Raw genomic sequence first — 19,325 nt, forward strand, 5'->3', positions numbered from 1 at the left:
GCGGCGGGCCTCCGGGAGCGCCGATGAATGCTGGAGTGATAGAACAAGATGAGCACTCATTACATCGCAGGTCAGTGGCGGCCCGGCCAGGGCGCGCCTTTGCAATCGCTCGATCCGGTCAATCAGGCCGTGGTCTGGCAGGGGCAGGGCGCCAGCGCTGCCCAGGTCGACGAGGCCGTCAACGCGGCGCGCGGCGCCTTTTCGCTGTGGGCAGCCCACTCGCTGGACGGCCGTATCGCCGTGCTGGAGCGCTTCGCCGCCGCGCTGAAGAGTCATGCCGACGAGCTGGCCCGCGCCATCGGTGAGGAAACCGGCAAGCCGCTGTGGGAGGCCGCTACCGAGGTGACCAGCATGGTCAACAAGGTCGCCATCTCGATCCAGAGCTACCGTGAACGTACCGGCGAGAAGAGCGGCCCGCTGGCCGATGCCACTGCCGTGCTGCGGCACAAGCCGCATGGCGTGGTGGCGGTGTTCGGCCCCTACAACTTTCCCGGTCACCTGCCCAACGGGCATATCGTGCCTGCCCTGTTGGCCGGCAACTGCGTGCTGTTCAAGCCCAGCGAGCTGACCCCCAAGGTCGCTGAGCTGACGGTCAAGTGCTGGATCGAGGCCGGCCTGCCGGCTGGCGTGCTCAACCTGCTGCAGGGTGGGCGCGAGACCGGCGTGGCCCTGGCCGGCCATCCGGGTATCGACGGGCTGTTCTTCACCGGCTCCAGCCGCACCGGCAATCTGCTGCACGCCCAGTTCGCCGGGCGTCCGGACAAGATCCTGGCGCTGGAGATGGGCGGCAACAACCCGCTGATCGTCGATCAGGTCGCCGATATCGATGCGGCCGTGTACACCATCGTCCAGTCTGCGTTCATCTCTGCCGGTCAGCGCTGCACCTGCGCCCGCCGTCTGCTGGTGCCGCAAGGGCAGTGGGGCGACGCGCTGCTGGCGCGCCTGGTGCAGGTCGCCGGGCAGCTCAAGGTTGGCCGATTCGACGAGCAGCCGGCGCCGTTCATGGGCTCGGTGATTTCCCTGCAGGCCGCCGCACAGCTGATGCAGGCGCAGACCGATCTGCTGGCCAAGGGCGCCACTGCGCTGCTGGCCATGACCCAGCCGCAGGCCGATGCCGCGCTGCTGACCCCGGGCATCCTCGACGTCACGGCGGTGAGCGAGCGTCCGGACGAGGAGTTCTTCGGCCCGCTGCTGCAGGTGATCCGCTACAGCGATTTCGACGGCGCCATCGCCGAGGCCAACGCCACCGCCTTCGGTCTGGCCGCTGGCCTGCTGTCGGACTCCAAGGCGCGCTACGAACAGTTCTGGCTGCATAGCCGTGCCGGCATCGTCAACTGGAACAAGCAACTGACCGGTGCCGCCAGCACCGCGCCCTTCGGTGGCATTGGCGCCTCCGGCAACCACCGCGCCAGCGCCTATTACGCGGCGGACTACTGCGCCTACCCGGTGGCCTCGCTGGAAAGCGAAGCCCTGACCCTGCCCACCACCCTGACTCCGGGAGTGACTCTGTAATGACTGCCTATGAAATGAACTTCGACGGCCTGGTGGGGCCGACCCACAACTACGGTGGGCTGTCCTACGGCAACGTCGCATCGCAGAGCAACAGCCAGGCGATCTCCAATCCGAAGGAGGCCGCCAAGCAGGGTCTGGCGAAGATGAGGGCGCTCATGGACATGGGCTTCAAGCAGGGCGTTCTGGCCCCGCAGGAGCGTCCGGATGTGGCCGCGCTGCGCCGTCTGGGCTTCACCGGCAGCGATCCCGAGGTGATTGCCCGTGCCGCGCGCGAGGCCATGCCGCTGCTGGTGGCGAGCTGCTCGGCGTCGAGCATGTGGACGGCCAACGCCTGCACCGTCAGCCCCAGCGCCGATACGGCCGACGCTCGCGTGCATTTCACGGCCGCCAACCTCAACTGCAAGTTCCACCGCTCGATCGAGCATCCGACCACCAGTCGCGTGCTGCAGGCCATGTTCGCCAGCCAGGAGCATTTCGCGCATCACCCGGCCTTGCCGGCGGTCAGTCAGTTCGGCGACGAGGGCGCGGCCAACCACACGCGCTTCTGCAAGAGCTATGGCGAGCCTGGCGTGGAGTTCTTCGTCTACGGCCGCAGCGCCTTCGACAGCCGCTACCCGGCACCGGCACGTTATCCGGCGCGGCAGACCCTGGAGGCCAGCCAGGCGGTGGCGCGCCTGCACGGGCTGAGCGAGGAGGGCGTGGTGTACGCCCAGCAGAACCCGGCGGTGATCGACCAGGGCGTGTTCCACAACGACGTGATCGCCGTGGGCAACGGCGAAGTGCTGTTCTATCACCAGGACGCCTTCCTCGACACCGACAAGGTACTGGGCGAACTGGGTAGCAAGCTGGCCGGTCGTGGCGGCAACTTCCAGGCGGTCTGCGTGCCCAACAGCGCAGTGAGCGTGGAGGATGCGGTCAAGTCCTACCTGTTCAACAGCCAGCTGCTGACCCGCGCCGACGGCAGCATGCTGCTGGTGGTCCCGGAGGAGTGCCGTAACAACGCCAGCGTCTGGCGCTACCTGGAGCAGCTGACTGCCGGCAATGGTCCGATCCGCGAAGTACGGGTGTTCGACCTCAAGCAGAGCATGCAGAACGGCGGTGGTCCGGCCTGTCTGCGCCTGCGCGTGGCGCTCAAGGAGCAGGAACTGGCCGCGGTCAATCCGGGGGTGGTGATGAGCCTCGAATTGCATGACAGGCTGGTGGCCTGGGTCGACAAGCATTACCGTGACCGTCTCAGCGAGGCCGATCTGGCCGATCCGCAATTGCTGATCGAGTGCCGCACGGCATTGGATGAACTGACGCAGATCCTTAAACTGGGCTCGGTCTATCCTTTCCAGATGACCTGAACCTGGCCCCCACCTCGGAGATTTTATGAGCGACGCCCTGCAACTGATTCTCGAAGATAACGACGGCACCCAGCTGGAAACCTCCTGCAGCCGTTTTGCCGTGGTCTGGCAGGGCAAGGAGCTGTGGGTCCAGGCCGTTGGCGATCAGTTGCTGATCGGCGTCGACGTGGAGGAGGGCGACAGCGAGTACGCCAACCTGCTGCTGCGCCCCCAGGCCACCAATCTGGTCAGCCTGCAGCTGGAGATGGAGCCGGCGATCGCCGACGAGGATGATCATGTTCACGGCCCGGACTGCAATCACTAAGCCCTGAGGAGTGTCCGATGCTTGCTCTCGGCAAACTGCTTGAACTGACCCTGGCCGGCCACGAGCCGTCGGCGAAGATCCAGCTGACCCCCGATGGCACGCGCTTGCGCTGGCTGGATGAGGGTGCGCTGGAGATTACCCCGCCGGCTGCGCGCGACAACGGCCTCGACCTGCTGCTGTCGGCCGGCATCCACGGCAACGAAACCGCGCCCATCGAGTTGCTCGACCGCCTGTTGCGCGGTATCGCACGCAACGAGCTGCATCCGGCGGCGCGCATTCTCTTCCTGTTCGGCAATCCCGAGGCCATGCGCCGCGGCGAGCGCTTCGTCGAGCAGGACATCAACCGCCTGTTCAACGGTCGCCACGAGCAATCCAGCGGCTTCGAGGCCATCCGTGCCTGCGATCTGGAACACCTGGCGGCCACCTTCTTTGGCAAGGACACCGGTCGCACCCGTCTGCATTACGACCTGCACACCGCCATCCGCGGCTCGAAGATCGAGCAGTTCGCCCTCTATCCCTGGCACGAAGGGCGTACCCACTCGCGCCGCGAACTGCAGCGTCTGCGCGCCGCCGGGATCGAAGCCGTGCTGCTGCAGAACAAGGGTTCGATCACCTTCAGTTCCTACACCTACGGACAGCTCGGCGCCGAGGCTTTCACCCTCGAACTGGGCAAGGCGCGTGCGTTCGGCCAGAACCAGCTGGTCAATCTCGACCTGCTGGAAAATGCCCTGCAGGCGCTGATCGAAGGACGCGAGGTGATCGACGACGAGCCGACGCTCGACGGCCTGCAGCTGTTCGCCGTATCGCGCGAGATCATCAAGCACAGCGACAGCTTCCAGCTGCACCTGCCGGCCGATATCGAGAACTTCACCGAGCTCGAACCCGGCTACCTGCTCGCCGAGGACATCGCCGACACCCGCTGGGTGGTGGAAGAGCAGAATGCGCGCATCATCTTCCCCAATCCCAAGGTCAAGAACGGTCTGCGTGCGGGCATCCTGATCGTGCCGGACGACGGCGCAGGCTTGGCGTAGCCAGGGCGCCTTCCGGGAACTGACGTTGCGTCTGCCATCCCCGGATTTGCTCCGGGCTACGTCGCTGGGCAAGCAGCTTTATTGCTCAACTGTACCTTGTGATTGTCCGGGCGACCTCTTTAGCATGAGCCTTTCGCCAATTGCCGGGAAAGCCTGCCATGCCTCTGATCGACCTGCGTAGCGACACCGTCACCCAACCCACTGCCGCCATGCGCGAAGCCATGATGGCTGCCGAGCTGGGCGACGATGTCTATGGCGAAGACCCCAGCGTCAACCGTCTGGAAGCCTGGTTGGCCGACCAGCTGGGCTTTGCAGCCGGATTGTTCGTGCCGACCGGCACCATGAGCAACCTGCTCGGCCTGATGGCCCACTGCGAGCGTGGCGACGAGTACATCGTCGGCCAGCAAGCGCATACCTACAAGTACGAGGGCGGCGGTGCGGCCGTGCTCGGCTCCATCCAGCCGCAGCCCATCGACGGCGAGGCCGATGGCTCGCTGGACCTGGCCAAGGTCGAGGCGGCGATCAAGCAGGACGACTTCCACTTCGCCCGTACCCGCCTGCTGGCGCTGGAAAACACCATGCAGGGCAAGGTGCTGCCGCTCGACTACCTGGCTGCCGCCCGCGAGCTGACGCTGCGCCGAGGTCTGGGCCTGCACCTGGACGGCGCGCGGCTATACAACGCCGCGGTCAAGCTGGGCGTGCCGGCACGGGAGATCACCCGGCATTTCGATTCCGTCTCGGTGTGCCTGTCCAAGGGCCTCGGTGCGCCGGTCGGTTCGGTGCTGTGCGGCAGCGCGGCGCTGATCGGCAAGGCGCGGCGTCTGCGCAAGATGGTTGGCGGCGGCATGCGCCAGGCCGGCGTGCTGGCGGCGGCGGGGCTGTATGCGCTGCAGCATCAGGTCGAGCGCCTGGCCGAGGATCACGCCAACGCCGCACGTCTGGGCGAGGGCCTGGCCGCACTGGGCTACAGCGTCGAACCGGTGCAGACCAACATGGTTTATGTGCAGCTCGGCGAGCGCGCCGGGCAGATCAAGGCCTTCATGGCCGAACGCGGCATCGCCGTCAGCGCGGCGCCACGCCTGCGTCTGGTCACCCATCTGGACGTCAGCGCCGAGCAAATCGAGCAGGTGATCGAGGCCTTTGCCGTTTTTCGCTCGCTTTGAGTCGTAACCGCAGCGTCTGATAGGCGCCTGCTATCAACAAAGGCACTAGCCGCGCGCGGTGGGCCCGATATAATGCGGCCCTTTGCCGGCTTTTGCCGTGGCCGCCTGTTTCCTTGGAAGACCCCTATGAAAAGCGCAGAAATCCGTGAAGCCTTCCTGAGCTTCTTCGAAGAAAAAGGGCACACCCGTGTCGCTTCCAGCTCGCTGATCCCGGCGAACGACCCGACCCTGCTGTTCACCAACGCGGGCATGAACCAGTTCAAGGATTGCTTCCTGGGCCTGGAAAAGCGCGCCTACACCCGCGCCACCACCAGCCAGAAGTGCGTGCGTGCCGGCGGCAAGCACAACGACCTGGAAAACGTCGGCTACACCGCGCGCCACCACACCTTCTTCGAAATGCTGGGCAACTTCAGCTTCGGCGACTACTTCAAGCGCGATGCCATCCATTACGCCTGGGAATTCCTCACCTCCGACAAGTGGCTGAACCTGCCCAAGGAAAAGCTCTGGGTCACCGTCTATGCCACCGATGACGAAGCCTACGAGATCTGGAACAAGGAAATCGGCGTACCGGCCGAGCGCATGATCCGCATCGGCGACAACAAGGGCGCGCCCTATGCGTCCGACAACTTCTGGGCAATGGGCGACACCGGCCCGTGCGGCCCGTGCACCGAGATCTTCTTCGACCACGGCGAGCACATCTGGGGCGGCCCGCCCGGCAGCCCGGAGGAAGATGGCGACCGCTACATCGAGATCTGGAACAACGTGTTCATGCAGTTCAACCGTACTGCCGATGGCGTGCTGCACCCGCTGCCGGCGCCCTCGGTGGACACCGGCATGGGCCTGGAGCGCATCAGCGCCGTGCTGCAGCACGTCAATTCCAACTACGAGATCGACCTGTTCCAGAACCTGCTGGCCGCCTCGGCCAAGGCCATCGGCTGTGCCAACGAAGGCCAGGCTTCGCTGAAGGTGGTGGCGGACCACATCCGCTCCTGCAGCTTCCTGATCGCCGACGGGGTGACCCCGTCCAACGAAGGCCGTGGCTACGTGCTGCGCCGCATCGTGCGTCGCGCCTGCCGTCACGGCAACAAGCTGGGTGCCAAGGGCAGCTTCTTCTACCAGATCGTCGCCGCCCTGGTGGCCGAGATGGGCGAAGCCTTCCCCGAGCTCAAGCAGCAGCAGGCGCACATCGAGCGCGTGCTGAAGACCGAGGAAGAGCAGTTCGCCAAGACCCTGGAACAGGGCCTGAAAATCCTCGAGCAGGATCTGGCCGGCCTGCAGGGCTCGGTCATCCCGGGCGACATCGTGTTCAAGCTGTACGACACCTACGGCTTCCCGGTCGACCTGACTGCCGACATCGCCCGCGAGCGCGAACTGTCGGTGGACGAAGAAGGCTTCGAGCGCGAGATGGAGGCGCAGCGCGAGCGCGCCCGTTCCGCCAGCGCCTTCGGCATGGATTACAACGCGCTGGTCAAGGTCGACGCCGACACCCGCTTCCTCGGCTACGAAGGCACCAGCGGCAGCGGCAAGATCATTGCCCTGTTCAAGGCAGGTGCTGCGGTCGACAGCCTCGCCGAAGGCGAGGAGGGCGTGGTGGTGCTGGATCAGACTCCGTTCTACGCCGAATCCGGCGGCCAGATCGGCGACTGCGGTTATCTCGAGAGCGCCGGCGTGCGCTTCGACGTGCGTGACACCACCAAGGCCGGCGGCGCCTTCCTGCACCACGGGGTAGTGGTCAAGGGCGGCCTCTCCGTTGGCACCAGCGTCAAGGCCGAGGCCGAGGCCAGCGTGCGTCAGGCCACCGCGCTGAACCACTCTGCCACCCACCTGCTGCACGCCGCGCTGCGTCAGGTGCTGGGCGATCACGTACAGCAGAAGGGCTCGCTGGTTGACAGTCAGCGTCTGCGCTTCGACTTCAGCCACTTCGAGGCGATCAAGCCCGAGCAGCTGAAACAGCTGGAAGACATCGTCAACGCCGAGATTCGCAAGAACTCCGAGGTCGAGACCGAGGAAACCGACATCGAAACCGCCAAGGCCAAGGGCGCCATGGCGCTGTTCGGCGAGAAGTACGGCGACCAGGTGCGCGTGCTGAGCATGGGCGGCGACTTCTCCGTCGAGCTGTGCGGCGGTACCCACGTCTCGCGTACCGGCGACATCGGCCTGTTCAAGATCACCAGCGAAGGTGGCGTGGCTGCTGGCGTGCGCCGTATCGAAGCGGTGACCGGTGCCGCTGCGCTGGCCTGGCTGAACGCGGCCGAGGAGCAGCTCAAGGAAGCCGCTTCCCTGGTCAAGGGCAGCCGCGACAACGTGCTGGACAAGCTCTCTGCCCTGATCGAGCGCAACCGTCAGCTGGAAAAGGAACTGGAGCAGCTCAAGGCCAAGGCCGCCAGCGCCGCCGGCAACGATCTGGCCGGTTCCGCCGCGGACGTGAAAGGCACCAAGGTGCTGGCTGCGCGTCTTGACGGCCTGGACGGCAAGGCACTGCTGGCGCTGGTCGACCAGTTGAAGAACAAGCTGGGCAGCGGCGTGATCCTGCTCGGCGGCGTGTTCGACGAGAAGGTGGTGCTGGTGGCCGGCGTGACCCAGGACCTGACTGCCAAGCTCAAGGCTGGCGACCTGATGCGTCAGGCCGCAGCTGCCGTGGGCGGCAAGGGTGGTGGTCGTCCGGACATGGCCCAGGGCGGCGGCGTCGATGCCGGCAAGCTGGACGAAGCGCTGGCACTGGCTGCGACTTTCGTCGAGCAGGGCCTGTAACAGGTGGGAAAGCGGGGCCCGCAGTGCGTCCGGCGGGCCTTGGCAGTGTGACCCGATGCGGGTTTAATGGGCGCCCTTCGAGGAATCAGGCGGCTTTTTGAAATGGCTTTGATCGTACAGAAGTTTGGGGGCACCTCCGTCGGCACCGTCGAGCGTATCCAGCAGGTGGCCGAGAAGGTTAAGAAGTTCCGCGAGAAAGGCGACGACATCGTCGTCGTGGTTTCTGCCATGAGCGGCGAAACCAACCGCCTGATCGATCTGGCCAAACAGATCAGCGACGGCGAGCCGGTCCCGCGTGAACTGGATGTCATGGTCTCCACTGGTGAGCAGGTGACCATCGCCCTGCTGGCCATGGCGCTGATCAAACGTGGTGTGCCGGCGGTGTCCTACACCGGCAACCAGGTGCGCATCCTCACCGACAGCGCCTACAACAAGGCGCGCATTCTGCAGATCGATGACCAGAAGATTCGCGCCGATCTCAAGGCCGGTCGTGTGGTCGTCGTCGCCGGTTTCCAGGGCGTGGACGAGCACGGCAGCATCACCACCCTCGGTCGTGGCGGTTCCGATACCACCGGCGTGGCCCTGGCGGCAGCGCTGAAGGCCGACGAATGCCAGATCTACACCGACGTCGATGGCGTCTATACCACCGACCCGCGCGTGGTGCCCAAGGCCCAGCGTCTGGAGAAGATCACCTTCGAGGAAATGCTGGAAATGGCCAGCCTCGGCTCCAAGGTGCTGCAGATCCGCTCGGTGGAGTTCGCCGGCAAGTACAACGTCCCGCTGCGCGTCCTGCACAGCTTCCAGGAGGGGCCGGGCACCCTCATTACCCTTGATGAAGAGGAATCCATGGAACAGCCGATCATTTCCGGCATCGCTTTCAATCGCGACGAAGCCAAGCTGACCATCCGTGGGGTACCGGATATCCCCGGCATCGCCTTCAAGATTCTCGGCCCGATCAGTGCCGCCAACATCGAAGTGGACATGATCGTGCAGAACGTCTCGCACGATAACACCACCGATTTCACCTTCACCGTGCACCGCAACGACTACAACAACGCCCTGGGCGTGCTGCAGAAGACCGCAGACGAGCTGGGCGCCCGTGAGGTGGTCGGTGACACCAACATCGCCAAGGTCTCCATCGTCGGTGTCGGCATGCGCTCTCACGCCGGTGTCGCCAGCCGCATGTTCGAAGCGCTGGCCAAGGAGACCATCAACATCCAGATGATCTCCACCTCGGAAATCAAGGTCTCCGTGGTCATCGAGGAGAAGTACCTGGAACTGGCGGTGCGTGCCCTGCACACGGCGTTCGAACTGGACGCGCCGTCCCGACAGGGCGAGTGATACCTGTTACCCGAAAGGCGCGGCTGGTTCCGCGCCTTTCGTCTTTTTGCCCAGCTCGCGGGAACTTTCTTTCTGCGCGGGCTGGTCAATACTTGGGTGAGGTTTCCCGGCTTGATTTAGCAGGAAGCTGACACCATTTTCTTTTTTGCAGACTGTTGTCCCGAAATGTAATCCGTAAGGAGAAAGGAATGCTGATTCTGACTCGCCGGGTCGGAGAGACCCTGATGGTCGGTGATGATGTGACTGTCACCGTGTTGGGCGTGAAAGGTAACCAGGTGCGTATTGGTGTCAATGCGCCGAAAGAGGTTGCCGTACACCGTGAAGAAATCTACCAGCGCATCCAGAAAGAGAAGGGTGACGAACCAAGCCACTAATTTTTCTACAAATTTTTGTTTGCAAACGGGGAAAACATGTTTATCATGCGCCCCGTGTTGCGGAGAGGTGGCCGAGTGGCCGAAGGCGCTCCCCTGCTAAGGGAGTACACCTCAAAAGGGTGTCGGGGGTTCGAATCCCCCCTTCTCCGCCATTATTCAGCGAGTCGGGCGTAGGTCGGGCTGGCGAATCAACCAGAGGTGATCTGGTATAAAAGCACCACACGGACTCATAGCTCAGCTGGATAGAGTACTCGGCTACGAACCGAGCGGTCGGAGGTTCGAATCCTCCTGAGTCCGCCATATTCAAATGGCTTGCATCGCTGCAAGCCATTTTGCTTCAACCAGCGGTGATCTGGTCTAAAAGCGCCAAACGGACTCATAGCTCAGCTGGATAGAGTACTCGGCTACGAACCGAGCGGTCGGAGGTTCGAATCCTCCTGAGTCCGCCATATTCAATGGCACTGCAGCGATGCAAGCCATGTCTCAACCAGCGGTGATCTGGTCTAAAAGCGCCAAAACGGACTCATAGCTCAGCTGGATAGAGTACTCGGCTACGAACCGAGCGGTCGGAGGTTCGAATCCTCCTGAGTCCGCCATACCCAAAGGGCCTGCAGCAATGCAGGCCCTTTTTCTTTGCCCGTCATTTCTTCACGCAGCCGGCTTCGTCGAAGCTGACCTGCCGGCTGCCGCCGCCCTTGCGTTTTTCGCGGTAGTGGTAGCGCTGCTGTCCGTTACTGGCCGTAACTCTGTCCGGTTTGCCCAGGCTGTTTTCCACGTCGGCACGGCTCATGCCGCTGCGGATCTCTTGGCGGATGATGGCCTGGCGTCGTTCACTACTGGTCAGCAGGTTGCCGCAGCCATCATCCTGTTGGCCGACTATCACCACTTCGCCGGGGCTCGCTGGGGTGGTGGTTACGCGTCGGCCGGGATCGGCCAGGGGGATGGCCTCGCCGCCGCCGGGCGTCGGGTTGCGTGCATCCTGCAGACGCTGCAGCTGGTCGCTGGCGCAGCCGTGACGGGTGAAGGTGACATGGCCGTTGGCGTCCTCGCAGCGGAACACGCTGGCGGCCGAGCTGTCTGGAATAGGGTGGAGAAACGCAGCGGCAAGCAGCGCTGCGAAGTGCAATCCTCGCATGAGTCGTCCTCCATGACGTTTGCCTGGTCAGCGTAGATGGTTTTTTCTCGCTTGCCAGCGTGTCCCGGTGTTGCTGGCTGGCGTCGCATAGCCAGGTTTTCATGCGGGATCGAAGTTTGCGACGCAAGCAGTTGTTCTTGCCGCGCTTTTGTCACGTACAAAGCTGGTTTGCGGTGTTATCATTCGCCGCGTCAGTCCCGCCGGGGCTTGTGGAATACCACCATGGACTTACCCAGTAGTTACTCAATACTCCCATCGCACAATCGTGTAAGACCTGATTGATCCCCTTTGGCGCGCCCGCCAGCTGGGGGTGGAGCGCGCTATGACTGAAGTAGAAGCCAAGAAGCCGCAAGAGAGCCTGCAGGATCGCCTGGCCCAGGTGATCGAGCTGTTGCATCGCCACAAGCTGGTAGAGGGCCTGACCCATCGTCAGGAAGGCCAGCATCAGGACCTGGTGGAAAACCTGGTTCATCGGCAGAACCTCGCCGAGCTGCAGCGCAAGCTCGACGATCTGCACCCTGCGGACATAGCGTACATCCTCGAAGCCCTGCCGCTGGACGAGCGTCTCACCGTCTGGCAACTGGTCAAGGCCGAGCGCGACGGCGATATCCTGCTGGAAGTTTCCGACGCGGTGCGAGAAAGCCTGATCGCCGACATGGACGATCACGAAATTCTCGCCGCGGCCAAGGAGATGGACGCCGACGAACTCGCCGATCTGGCGCCGGAACTGCCGCGTGACGTGGTCCACGAACTCATGGAGTCGCTCGACGCCCAGCAGCGCGAGCGCGTGCGTTCGGCCCTGTCCTACGAAGAGGACCAGGTGGGCGCGCTGATGGACTTCGAGATGGTCACCATCCGCGAAGACGTCAGTCTGGAAGTGGTGCTGCGCTACCTGCGCCGTCTCAAGGAGCTGCCGGGGCATACCGACAAGCTGTTCGTGGTCGATTACGACGGCGTGCTCAAGGGCGTGCTGCCGATCAAGCGCCTGCTGGTCAACGATCCGGAGAAGCAGGTCGGCGAGGTCATGGCTGACGATCCGGTGAGCTTCCACCCGGATGAGGATGGCTACGACGCCGCCCAGGCGTTCGAGCGCTATGACCTGATTTCCGCGCCGGTAGTGGACAAGAGCGGCAAGCTGATTGGCCGTCTGACCATCGACGAGATGGTCGACCTGATCCGTGAGGAAAGCGAAAGCGAAGTGCTGAGCATGGCCGGTCTGCGCGAGGAGGAGGACATCTTCGCCTCGGTGTGGAAGTCGGTGCGCAACCGCTGGGCCTGGCTGGCGATCAACCTGGTCACCGCCTTCCTGGCCTCGCGGGTGATCGGTCTGTTCGAGGGTTCGATCGAGAAGCTGGTGGCGCTGGCGGCGCTGATGCCGATCGTCGCGGGCATCGGCGGCAACTCCGGCAACCAGACCATCACCATGATCGTGCGCGCCATGGCGCTGGACCAGGTCAGCACCGGCAATACCTCGCGCCTGGTGCGCAAGGAGTTGGGCGTGGCGCTGATCAATGGCCTGCTCTGGGGGGGTGTCATCGGCGCAGTCGCCTACGGCCTCTACGACAGCTGGTCGCTGGGCGTGGTGATGACCGCAGCGATGACCCTCAACCTGCTGCTGGCGGCGTTGATGGGGGTAATGATCCCCATGACCCTGGCGCGCATGGGGCGCGATCCGGCCATGGGGGCCAGCGTGATGATCACCGCCATGACCGACAGCGGCGGCTTCTTCATCTTCCTGGGACTGGCGTCGATCTTCCTTCTCTAGATCACTCCATCAACTGCACCAGCCGCCAGGTATCGAGAAAGGCCGTGACCCGGGTGATCCGGCCATTCTCCAGTTGCATGTGCCAGGAATAGCTGTTCTCGTAGCGACTGCCGTCCTTGGCGGTCGCCTGGCCATCCCAATGCACGACCACGTGAGGCCCCTGCGCCACGATCTGGCGGACGGTGGGCACGATGGGCGTGGCCAGTTTGTCGGTGATGGGTTTGACTGCATCTTCCATGAACGCCTCGCGCGTGCGGTAAGTCCCGGAGTACGGGCTGCTGCCGGCCACGACCCAGACGGCATCATCGGCTAGCAACTGGAAGATGCCGCCTTGGCCGGCGCGCCAGTCATCGAAAGCTTTCTGAATCAGGGCCTGATTGGCCGCGGTGTTGTCACTTGCCCAGGTCGGCAGGCAGAGCGACAGGCTGAGCAGTAGCGCGGCGACAGCTTTTTGCATGTTCATAAGCTTCTTTCCTTGGCTGGTGGGTTGCCTTACTCGTCATTTGGAGTGCTTTTGCGGCGCAGCACCATGCCGCCGTGGTAGAGCACGTCGTCGATGAATTCACCGTCGGCGGTAAAGCCCGTGTCGTCGACGTAATCGATGTGGTTGCCGGTGACGCGGTAACTGCCCTGGTAGGCGCTTTCGCGGTTGCCGCGTGCCTCGTCATAACGGCCGTTGGCCAATAGCTCATGGCGGACATGGCCATCGTCCGTTACCCACATGCCCACGTAGGGGGGCGGGTTTTGCGCTTCCGCGCTTGCCGCGCCGGGTAGCAGGGCGCCGCTGATCAGCAGCGCTGCCAGGTTGTTCTTCGTTGTCATGCTCGCCTCCATCAATAAGGGCTGGCGGTCGGGCGCACGATGACTTCGCTGACATCGACGTCGTCCGGCTGTTCGACTGCATAGGCTACCGCGCGGGCGATGGCATCCGGCGTGATGGCGATACGGCGGAAGGCCTTCATCGCATCGCGAGCGCTGGCATCGGTGATGCTGTCGGCCAGCTCGGACTCGACCACGCCCGGGCAGATGGTGGTGACGCGCACGCGCTCGCTTTCCTGGCGCAGGCCCTCGGAAATCGCCCAGACGGCGTACTTGGTCGCGCAATAGACCGCGGCGGTCGGCGATACGGCGTGGGCACCGATGGAGGCGATATTGATGATCTGGCCGCGCCCGCGTTTCTCCATGCCTGGCAGCACGGCAGCTATACCGTGCAGCACACCGCGTACGTTGACGTCGATCATGCGGTTCCACTCATCCACCTTCAGGGCGTTGAGCGGCGACAGCGGCATCACGCCGGCGTTGTTGATGATCACGTCGATGGGGCCGTGATGAGTTTCGGCATGCTCGACGAAAGCCTGCATGTCGTGCAGTTGGCTGACATCGAGGGGGCGGCACGAGGCCTGTTGACCCTGGGCCTGCAGTTCTTCTACCAGCGCCTGCAGACGATCGATGCGCCGCGCGCCCAGTACCACCTGGTGACCCAGGCTTGCGAGATGTCTGGCGATGGCTTCGCCGATGCCGCTGCTGGCGCCGGTGATGAGAATGACCTTGCTCATGGCGATCTCCACTGTTGTTGGGAGACTCCATGCTAGGCGGGAGGCGGGTGGTCGCTAAGTCCGGTTACTCTTTGGTTATTGCCTGTTTCTATTGAATGCTTCTTACAATGCCCCGGTGTTCAGTGCGAGCCGATACCCGAGCCATGACAACGACACCCGAGAGCATGAAACAGCGTATGGTCGAGCTGATGCTGCGCCTGGCGCCCGAGGAGGGTTACACGGCGTCGCAGCTCGATGGCGTGACCTTCATGCGTTCCAATCGCCCGCTTCCCGTGACACCGGCACTGTACGAGCCGAGCATCGTGATCGTGATCCAGGGGCGCAAGCGCGGGCTGCACGACGGCAACCTGTACGTCTACGATGCGCAGCACTATCTGGTGCTCGCGCTGCCATTGCCCTTTTCCATCGAAACCGAGGCCAGCGCCGAAGAGCCCATGCTGGGTGTGGCGCTGCGAGTCGATCCGCTGCTGGTGGCGGAGCTTGTGATGGATCTGGACGAGCCCCAGGCTGCCGAGCCTGCAACGCTCTATTCCAGCCCGATGGATGCACGCCTGAGCGACGCCACGTTGCGGCTGCTGGAAGCGCTGGCCGACCCTGACGAGGTGCGTCTGCTCGGTCCGTCGATTCTGCGTGAGATCGTTTTTCGCGTGCTGCAGGGCGAGCAGGGCTGCGGCCTGCGTGCGACCCTGGCGCAGAACAGCCGCTTCGGCCGTATCGCGCGGGTTCTGCAGCGAATTCATCGCGATTATCAGGAGTCGCTCGATGTGCCTTCGCTGGCTGAGATCGCCAGCATGAGCGTGCCGGCCTTCCATGTGCACTTCAAGTCCATGACCGGCCGTTCGCCGCTGCAGTACCTCAAGGCCATTCGCCTGCATCAGGCGCGCCTGCTGATGATTCGCAACGACCTGAGTGCGCTCAGTGCCGCGCAGCGTGTCGGTTACGAAAGCCCGTCGCAGTTCAGTCGCGAATTCAAGCGTCTGTTCGGGCGCACGCCGGGCGATGAAACGCGCCATTTCAAACAGCTGCTGGCGCTGGCACCGGCCGTTGATGGTCGCGAAATGATGGCGTCCTAGTCGCATACGAGCCCTAGCCGCTCCTCCTTTGGTAGTGAAATCGCGCCTCCACTACAAAAATGCCTGACCGGGCAGTCTGGGGTTTGCTTGAAACACTTGTTTCAGGCTAAGGTTCGCCAGCTTTGCCCAGGCGCTGGCCTCGGGCGCTCCTAATCAATAATGAACGCAGCCCTGCGAGCTGCTGGCAAAGGAGCCAAGATGACCCCCAGTGAACTCCTGCTCGAGGGTGTCGAACTCATGCTATTCGGCATGGGTTTCGTGTTTACCTTTCTGGTGCTGTTGGTGGCGGTGGTCAGCGCGATGTCGCGCCTGATCAATCTCTTCGCTCCGCACACCCCAGCCCCCGCCATCTCTGCCGCAGCACCCAGCATCAAGCCGGCCAGCCATGAGCCGGATGCCGAGGTACTGGCTGCCATCCAATCCGCCATTCATCAGCACCGCGCCCGTCGCGGTTGATCAGGTTCTAGAGGGAGCTCCTGTATGACTGCCGTAAAACAAGCACTCGGGATTACCGATGTGGTGCTGCGTGATGCTCACCAATCCATTCTGGCCACCCGAGTACGCCTGGAAGACATGCTGCCGATCGCTGCCAAGCTCGATCAGGTCGGCTTCTGGTCGGTGGAGTCCTGGGGCGGCGCGACCTTCGATGCCTGCATTCGTTACCTCGGCGAAGACCCCTGGGAGCGCATCCGCGAACTGAAGAAGGCCATGCCCAACACCCGTCAGCAGATGCTGCTGCGTGGGCAGAACCTGCTGGGCTATCGTCACTACGCCGACGATGTGGTGGAGAAGTTCGTCGAGCGCGCGGCTGTCAACGGTGTCGACGTGTTCCGCGTGTTCGATGCGATGAACGACCCGCGCAACCTGGAGACCGCACTCAAGGCCGTCAAGAAACAGGGCAAGCATGCCCAGGGCACCATCTCCTACACCACCAGCCCGGTGCATACCCTGGACATGTGGGTCGATCTGGCCAAGCAGATCGAAGACATGGGCGCCGACTCGGTGGCCATCAAGGACATGGCGGGCATCCTCACCCCGTACACCGCCTTCGAACTGGTCTCTCGCCTGAAGGCCAGCCTGGCCATCCCGATTCACATGCAGTGCCATGCCACCGCCGGGCTGTCATCCGTGGCCATTCTCAAGGCGGTGGAAGCCGGTATCGACAACGTCGACACCGCCATCTCCTCGCTGTCGATGACCTACGGTCATTCGCCGACCGAGTCGGTGGTGGCCATGTTCCAGGGCACCGAGCGCGACACCGGGCTCAACCTGGAACTGCTGGAGGAAATCGCCGCCTACTTCCGCGAGGTGCGCAAGAAGTACGCGAAGTTCGAGGGCAACCTCAAGGGCGTTGATTCACGCATCCTGGTCGCCCAGGTCCCGGGCGGCATGCTCACCAATATGGAAAGCCAGCTCAAGGAGCAGGGCGCCCAGGACAAGTTCGACCAGGTGCTGGCCGAGATCCCGCGCGTGCGCGAAGACCTCGGCTTCATCCCGCTGGTGACCCCGACCTCGCAGATCGTCGGCACCCAGGCGGTGATCAACGTGCTCACCGGCGAGCGCTACAAATCCATCACCAAGGAAACCGCCGGCGTACTCAAGGGCGAATACGGTGCCGCGCCCGCGCCGTTCAATGCCGAGCTGCAGGCTCGTGTACTGGATGGCGGCGAGGCCATCACCTGCCGTCCGGCCGACCTGCTCGAGGCCGAAATGGACAAGCTGACCGCCGAACTCAAGGGTATCGCCCAGGAGAAAGATATCAAGCTGGCCGTCGACGAGATCGACGACGTGCTGACCTACGCGCTGTTCCCGCAGATCGGCCTGAAATTTCTGGAAAACCGCGGCAACCCGGCGGCCTTCGAGCCGGCCCCGACCGGTAAGGAAACCCCGGCTCGCGAGGCCGGCAAGCCCGAGGTCTACACCGTCGAGGTCAATGGCAAGTCGTTCGTCGTGCAGGTGGGCGAAGGCGGCGATATCGAAGGCATCAAGCCTGTCGGTGGCACGGCGAGCGCCGCGCCTGCGGCGGCCCCGGCGGTCGCGGCGGGCGGTGGCGAGCCGCAGGCCGCACCGCTGGCCGGCAATATCTTCAAGGTACTGGTGCAGCCCGGCCAGGCCGTGGAGGAGGGGCAACTGGTGATCATCCTCGAAGCGATGAAGATGGAAACCGAAATCCGTGCCTTCAAGTCCGGCACCGTCGGTGCCGTCAACGTCAAGGTCGGCGATGCGGTGGCGGTGGGCGCAAGCCTGCTGACCATCGGCTGAGGGGCACGTCATGGAAAAGCTGCTCAAGCTCTGGCAGAGCACCGGCCTGTACCATCTGGAGCCCGGTCAGGCGTTCATGATCGCGGTCTGCCTGGTACTGATCTACCTGGCCATCAAGAAGGGGTTCGAGCCCTTGCTGCTGGTACCCATCGGTTTCGGCGGTCTGCTGTCGAACATCCCGGTGGCCAACATGGCCGAAGGCGCGGGTTTTCTGCACCTGATCTATGAGGTGGGCCTGCCGACCAGCATCTTCCCGCTGCTGATCTTCCTCGGCGTCGGCGCCATGACCGATTTCGGTCCGATGCTGGCCAACCCCAAGACCCTGCTGCTCGGCGCCGCTGCGCAGTTCGGCATCTTCGGCACCCTGCTCGGCGCCCTGGCGATCACCGCGCTGGGCATTCCCGGCATGGAGTTCACCCTCAAGGAGGCGGCGTCCATCGCCATCATCGGCGGGGCGGACGGGCCGACCTCGATCTTCGTCACCTCCAAGCTGGCGCCCGATCTGCTCGGTCCCATCGCCGTGGCGGCCTATGCCTACATGGCGCTGGTGCCGCTGCTGCAACCGCCGATCATGCGCGCGCTGACCACCAAGGAGGAGCGCGCCATCGTCATGCAGCAACTGCGTCCGGTGGGGCAGACCGAGAAGATCATCTTCCCCATCGTGCTGTGCGTTCTGGTGGGCATGCTGCTGCCCGACGCCGCGCCGCTGATCGGCATGTTCGCCCTCGGCAACCTGCTGCGCGAATGCGGGGTGGTCGAGCGCCTGGCCGATACCTCGCGCAACGCGCTGATCAACATCGTCACCATCTTCCTCGGCCTGACCGTGGGTTCCAAGCTGTCGGCAGAAGCCTTCCTGCAGCTCAAGACCCTGGGCATCCTGCTGCTGGGCATGGTGGCCTTCTGTGCCGGCACCGCTGCCGGGGTGCTGATGGCCAAGCTGATGAACCTGTTCAGCACGCACAAGGTCAACCCGCTGATCGGCTCGGCCGGTGTGTCCGCGGTGCCGATGGCGGCAAGGGTTTCGAACAAGGTGGGCCTGGAGGCCAACCCGCAGAACTTCCTGCTGATGCACGCCATGGGGCCGAACGTGGCCGGGGTGATCGGCTCGGCGGTGGCGGCGGGGGTGTTGCTCAGCTTCGTCGGCTGATCAGGGCGCGGAGTTCGCTCCGCGCTTCGCTACGGCCCACGAGGGCCGCTGTCAGGAATGGCAGGAATAAAAAAACCGGCTCAAGGCCGGTTTTTTCATGGGCTCGCCTCAGGCTTCTTCGGCGGCCATTTCCACATCGTGGGCAATCAGAGCAACCAGGGCGTTCTGCTGGCGGCGCGACAGCTGACGAAAACGCTGCAGCAACTCACGCTCATGGAGGCTCAGTTCGGGGCTGTCAAGGCGCAGACTGAGATCGTCATCCAGAGCGCCTTCCTGAAGCATGCTCTGCTCCAGGCGGGCGATGATTTCCGAATTCATGCTGCGGTGATGGTTGCGTGCTACGTCAGCGATACGCTCACGCATGCCATCGGGCAAGCGAACGACGAATTTGTCAGCCGTGCGGCTGGAATAGGTAGCCTGTTTCATAGGGCGCATACATTACCGGTTAGTTCAGGGAGCGATACTGGTAGTCAGTGTCAAGATTGTCACCGGTTTGACAACCTTATTCACTAGCCGTTCAACCGGTATCGCGTTCTGCGTCGTTATGACCTGAGGGTCATCTGAA

18 protein-coding genes and 4 tRNA genes are annotated in these 19,325 nt (G+C 63.6%); 17 read left to right on the forward strand and 5 right to left on the reverse strand.

Translation table 11 applies throughout. The annotated features are described in order from the left end of the window. Positions 1-48: 48 nt before the first annotated feature. The 12 genes from astD (at position 49) to L1F06_RS08180 (ending at position 10,418) form a co-directional block, all read left to right on the forward strand. A complete protein-coding gene (astD, locus tag L1F06_RS08125; protein ID WP_129483101.1) occupies positions 49-1,512 on the forward strand; it encodes a succinylglutamate-semialdehyde dehydrogenase in 1,464 nt (487 codons plus the stop codon). Beyond that, entirely contained in the window at positions 1,512-2,858 is a 1,347-nt protein-coding gene (gene astB / locus L1F06_RS08130; RefSeq protein ID WP_129483100.1) for an N-succinylarginine dihydrolase, read from the forward strand. The genes astD and astB overlap by 1 nt, the downstream gene beginning before the upstream one ends. Positions 2,859-2,883: 25 nt before the next feature. Beyond that, complete coding sequence (locus L1F06_RS08135; RefSeq protein ID WP_003244469.1) at positions 2,884-3,162, forward strand: hypothetical protein; 279 nt, start codon at positions 2,884-2,886, stop codon at positions 3,160-3,162. 17 nt (positions 3,163-3,179) lie between these two features. After that, positions 3,180-4,193, forward strand: a complete 1,014-nt coding sequence (gene astE / locus L1F06_RS08140; protein WP_012019087.1) for a succinylglutamate desuccinylase — start codon at positions 3,180-3,182, stop codon at positions 4,191-4,193. Between the two features lie 158 nt (positions 4,194-4,351). Further along, a complete protein-coding gene (gene ltaE / locus L1F06_RS08145) occupies positions 4,352-5,356 on the forward strand; it encodes a low-specificity L-threonine aldolase (RefSeq protein WP_129483099.1) in 1,005 nt (334 codons plus the stop codon). A 126-nt stretch (positions 5,357-5,482) separates the two neighbouring features. Continuing rightward, positions 5,483-8,107: an alanine--tRNA ligase gene (alaS, locus tag L1F06_RS08150; RefSeq protein ID WP_129483098.1), complete on the forward strand. Its 2,625-nt coding sequence runs from the start codon at positions 5,483-5,485 to the stop codon at positions 8,105-8,107. 102 nt (positions 8,108-8,209) lie between these two features. Then, positions 8,210-9,448 carry an aspartate kinase gene (locus L1F06_RS08155; RefSeq protein ID WP_003244475.1) on the forward strand — a complete coding sequence of 413 codons (1,239 nt, stop codon included), beginning with the start codon at positions 8,210-8,212 and terminating at the stop codon, positions 9,446-9,448. Positions 9,449-9,636: 188 nt separating this feature from the next. Next, entirely contained in the window at positions 9,637-9,822 is a 186-nt protein-coding gene (csrA, locus tag L1F06_RS08160) for a carbon storage regulator CsrA (RefSeq protein ID WP_003244478.1), read from the forward strand. 61 nt (positions 9,823-9,883) lie between these two features. After that, a tRNA-Ser gene (locus L1F06_RS08165) sits at positions 9,884-9,974 on the forward strand. 71 nt (positions 9,975-10,045) lie between these two features. After that, positions 10,046-10,122 (forward strand) — tRNA-Arg (locus L1F06_RS08170). A 72-nt stretch (positions 10,123-10,194) separates the two neighbouring features. Next, positions 10,195-10,271, forward strand: a tRNA-Arg gene (locus L1F06_RS08175). A gap of 70 nt (positions 10,272-10,341) precedes the next feature. Continuing rightward, positions 10,342-10,418 (forward strand) — tRNA-Arg (locus L1F06_RS08180). Positions 10,419-10,462: 44 nt separating this feature from the next. Here L1F06_RS08180 and L1F06_RS08185 read toward each other — a convergent pair. Next, entirely contained in the window at positions 10,463-10,957 is a 495-nt protein-coding gene (locus L1F06_RS08185; RefSeq protein WP_129483097.1) for a DUF4124 domain-containing protein, read from the reverse strand. A gap of 322 nt (positions 10,958-11,279) precedes the next feature. Here L1F06_RS08185 and mgtE point away from each other — a divergent pair, with 322 nt between their 5' ends. Then, positions 11,280-12,722 (forward strand): magnesium transporter, encoded by a 1,443-nt coding sequence (gene mgtE, locus L1F06_RS08190; protein ID WP_129483096.1) that lies wholly within the window; start codon positions 11,280-11,282, stop codon positions 12,720-12,722. Position 12,723: 1 nt separating this feature from the next. On the opposite strand, the gene L1F06_RS08195 is transcribed toward mgtE, so the two are convergent. Genes L1F06_RS08195 through L1F06_RS08205 form a run of 3 tightly spaced genes read right to left on the reverse strand, consistent with a single transcriptional unit; the run spans position 12,724 to position 14,278 of the window. Beyond that, positions 12,724-13,185 carry a nuclear transport factor 2 family protein gene (locus L1F06_RS08195; RefSeq protein ID WP_129483095.1) on the reverse strand — a complete coding sequence of 154 codons (462 nt, stop codon included), beginning with the start codon at positions 13,183-13,185 and terminating at the stop codon, positions 12,724-12,726. Between the two features lie 29 nt (positions 13,186-13,214). Then, positions 13,215-13,544, reverse strand: coding sequence for an Atu4866 domain-containing protein (locus tag L1F06_RS08200; RefSeq protein ID WP_129483094.1), 330 nt, complete (start codon positions 13,542-13,544; stop codon positions 13,215-13,217). An 11-nt stretch (positions 13,545-13,555) separates the two neighbouring features. Next, entirely contained in the window at positions 13,556-14,278 is a 723-nt protein-coding gene (locus L1F06_RS08205) for an SDR family oxidoreductase (RefSeq protein ID WP_129483093.1), read from the reverse strand. Between the two features lie 176 nt (positions 14,279-14,454). Between L1F06_RS08205 and L1F06_RS08210 the strand changes: the two genes are divergently transcribed. The 4 genes from L1F06_RS08210 (at position 14,455) to L1F06_RS08225 (ending at position 18,760) form a co-directional block, all read left to right on the forward strand. Further along, positions 14,455-15,351 (forward strand): AraC family transcriptional regulator, encoded by an 897-nt coding sequence (locus tag L1F06_RS08210; protein ID WP_129483179.1) that lies wholly within the window; start codon positions 14,455-14,457, stop codon positions 15,349-15,351. Between the two features lie 198 nt (positions 15,352-15,549). Further along, the gene (locus L1F06_RS08215; RefSeq protein ID WP_003244490.1) at positions 15,550-15,807 is read left to right on the forward strand and encodes an OadG family protein; all 258 of its coding nucleotides are present in this window, start codon (positions 15,550-15,552) and stop codon (positions 15,805-15,807) included. A 24-nt stretch (positions 15,808-15,831) separates the two neighbouring features. After that, complete coding sequence (gene oadA / locus L1F06_RS08220) at positions 15,832-17,613, forward strand: sodium-extruding oxaloacetate decarboxylase subunit alpha (RefSeq protein WP_129483092.1); 1,782 nt, start codon at positions 15,832-15,834, stop codon at positions 17,611-17,613. Positions 17,614-17,623: 10 nt separating this feature from the next. Further along, positions 17,624-18,760 carry a sodium ion-translocating decarboxylase subunit beta gene (locus L1F06_RS08225; RefSeq protein ID WP_129483091.1) on the forward strand — a complete coding sequence of 379 codons (1,137 nt, stop codon included), beginning with the start codon at positions 17,624-17,626 and terminating at the stop codon, positions 18,758-18,760. Between the two features lie 108 nt (positions 18,761-18,868). On the opposite strand, the gene L1F06_RS08230 is transcribed toward L1F06_RS08225, so the two are convergent. After that, the gene (locus L1F06_RS08230) at positions 18,869-19,195 is read right to left on the reverse strand and encodes an Arc family DNA-binding protein (protein WP_003244497.1); all 327 of its coding nucleotides are present in this window, start codon (positions 19,193-19,195) and stop codon (positions 18,869-18,871) included. Positions 19,196-19,325: the final 130 nt, after the last annotated feature.

The sequence above is a fragment of the Pseudomonas hydrolytica genome (assembly GCF_021495345.1).
Taxonomy (GTDB): Bacteria; Pseudomonadota; Gammaproteobacteria; order Pseudomonadales; family Pseudomonadaceae; genus Aquipseudomonas; species Aquipseudomonas hydrolytica.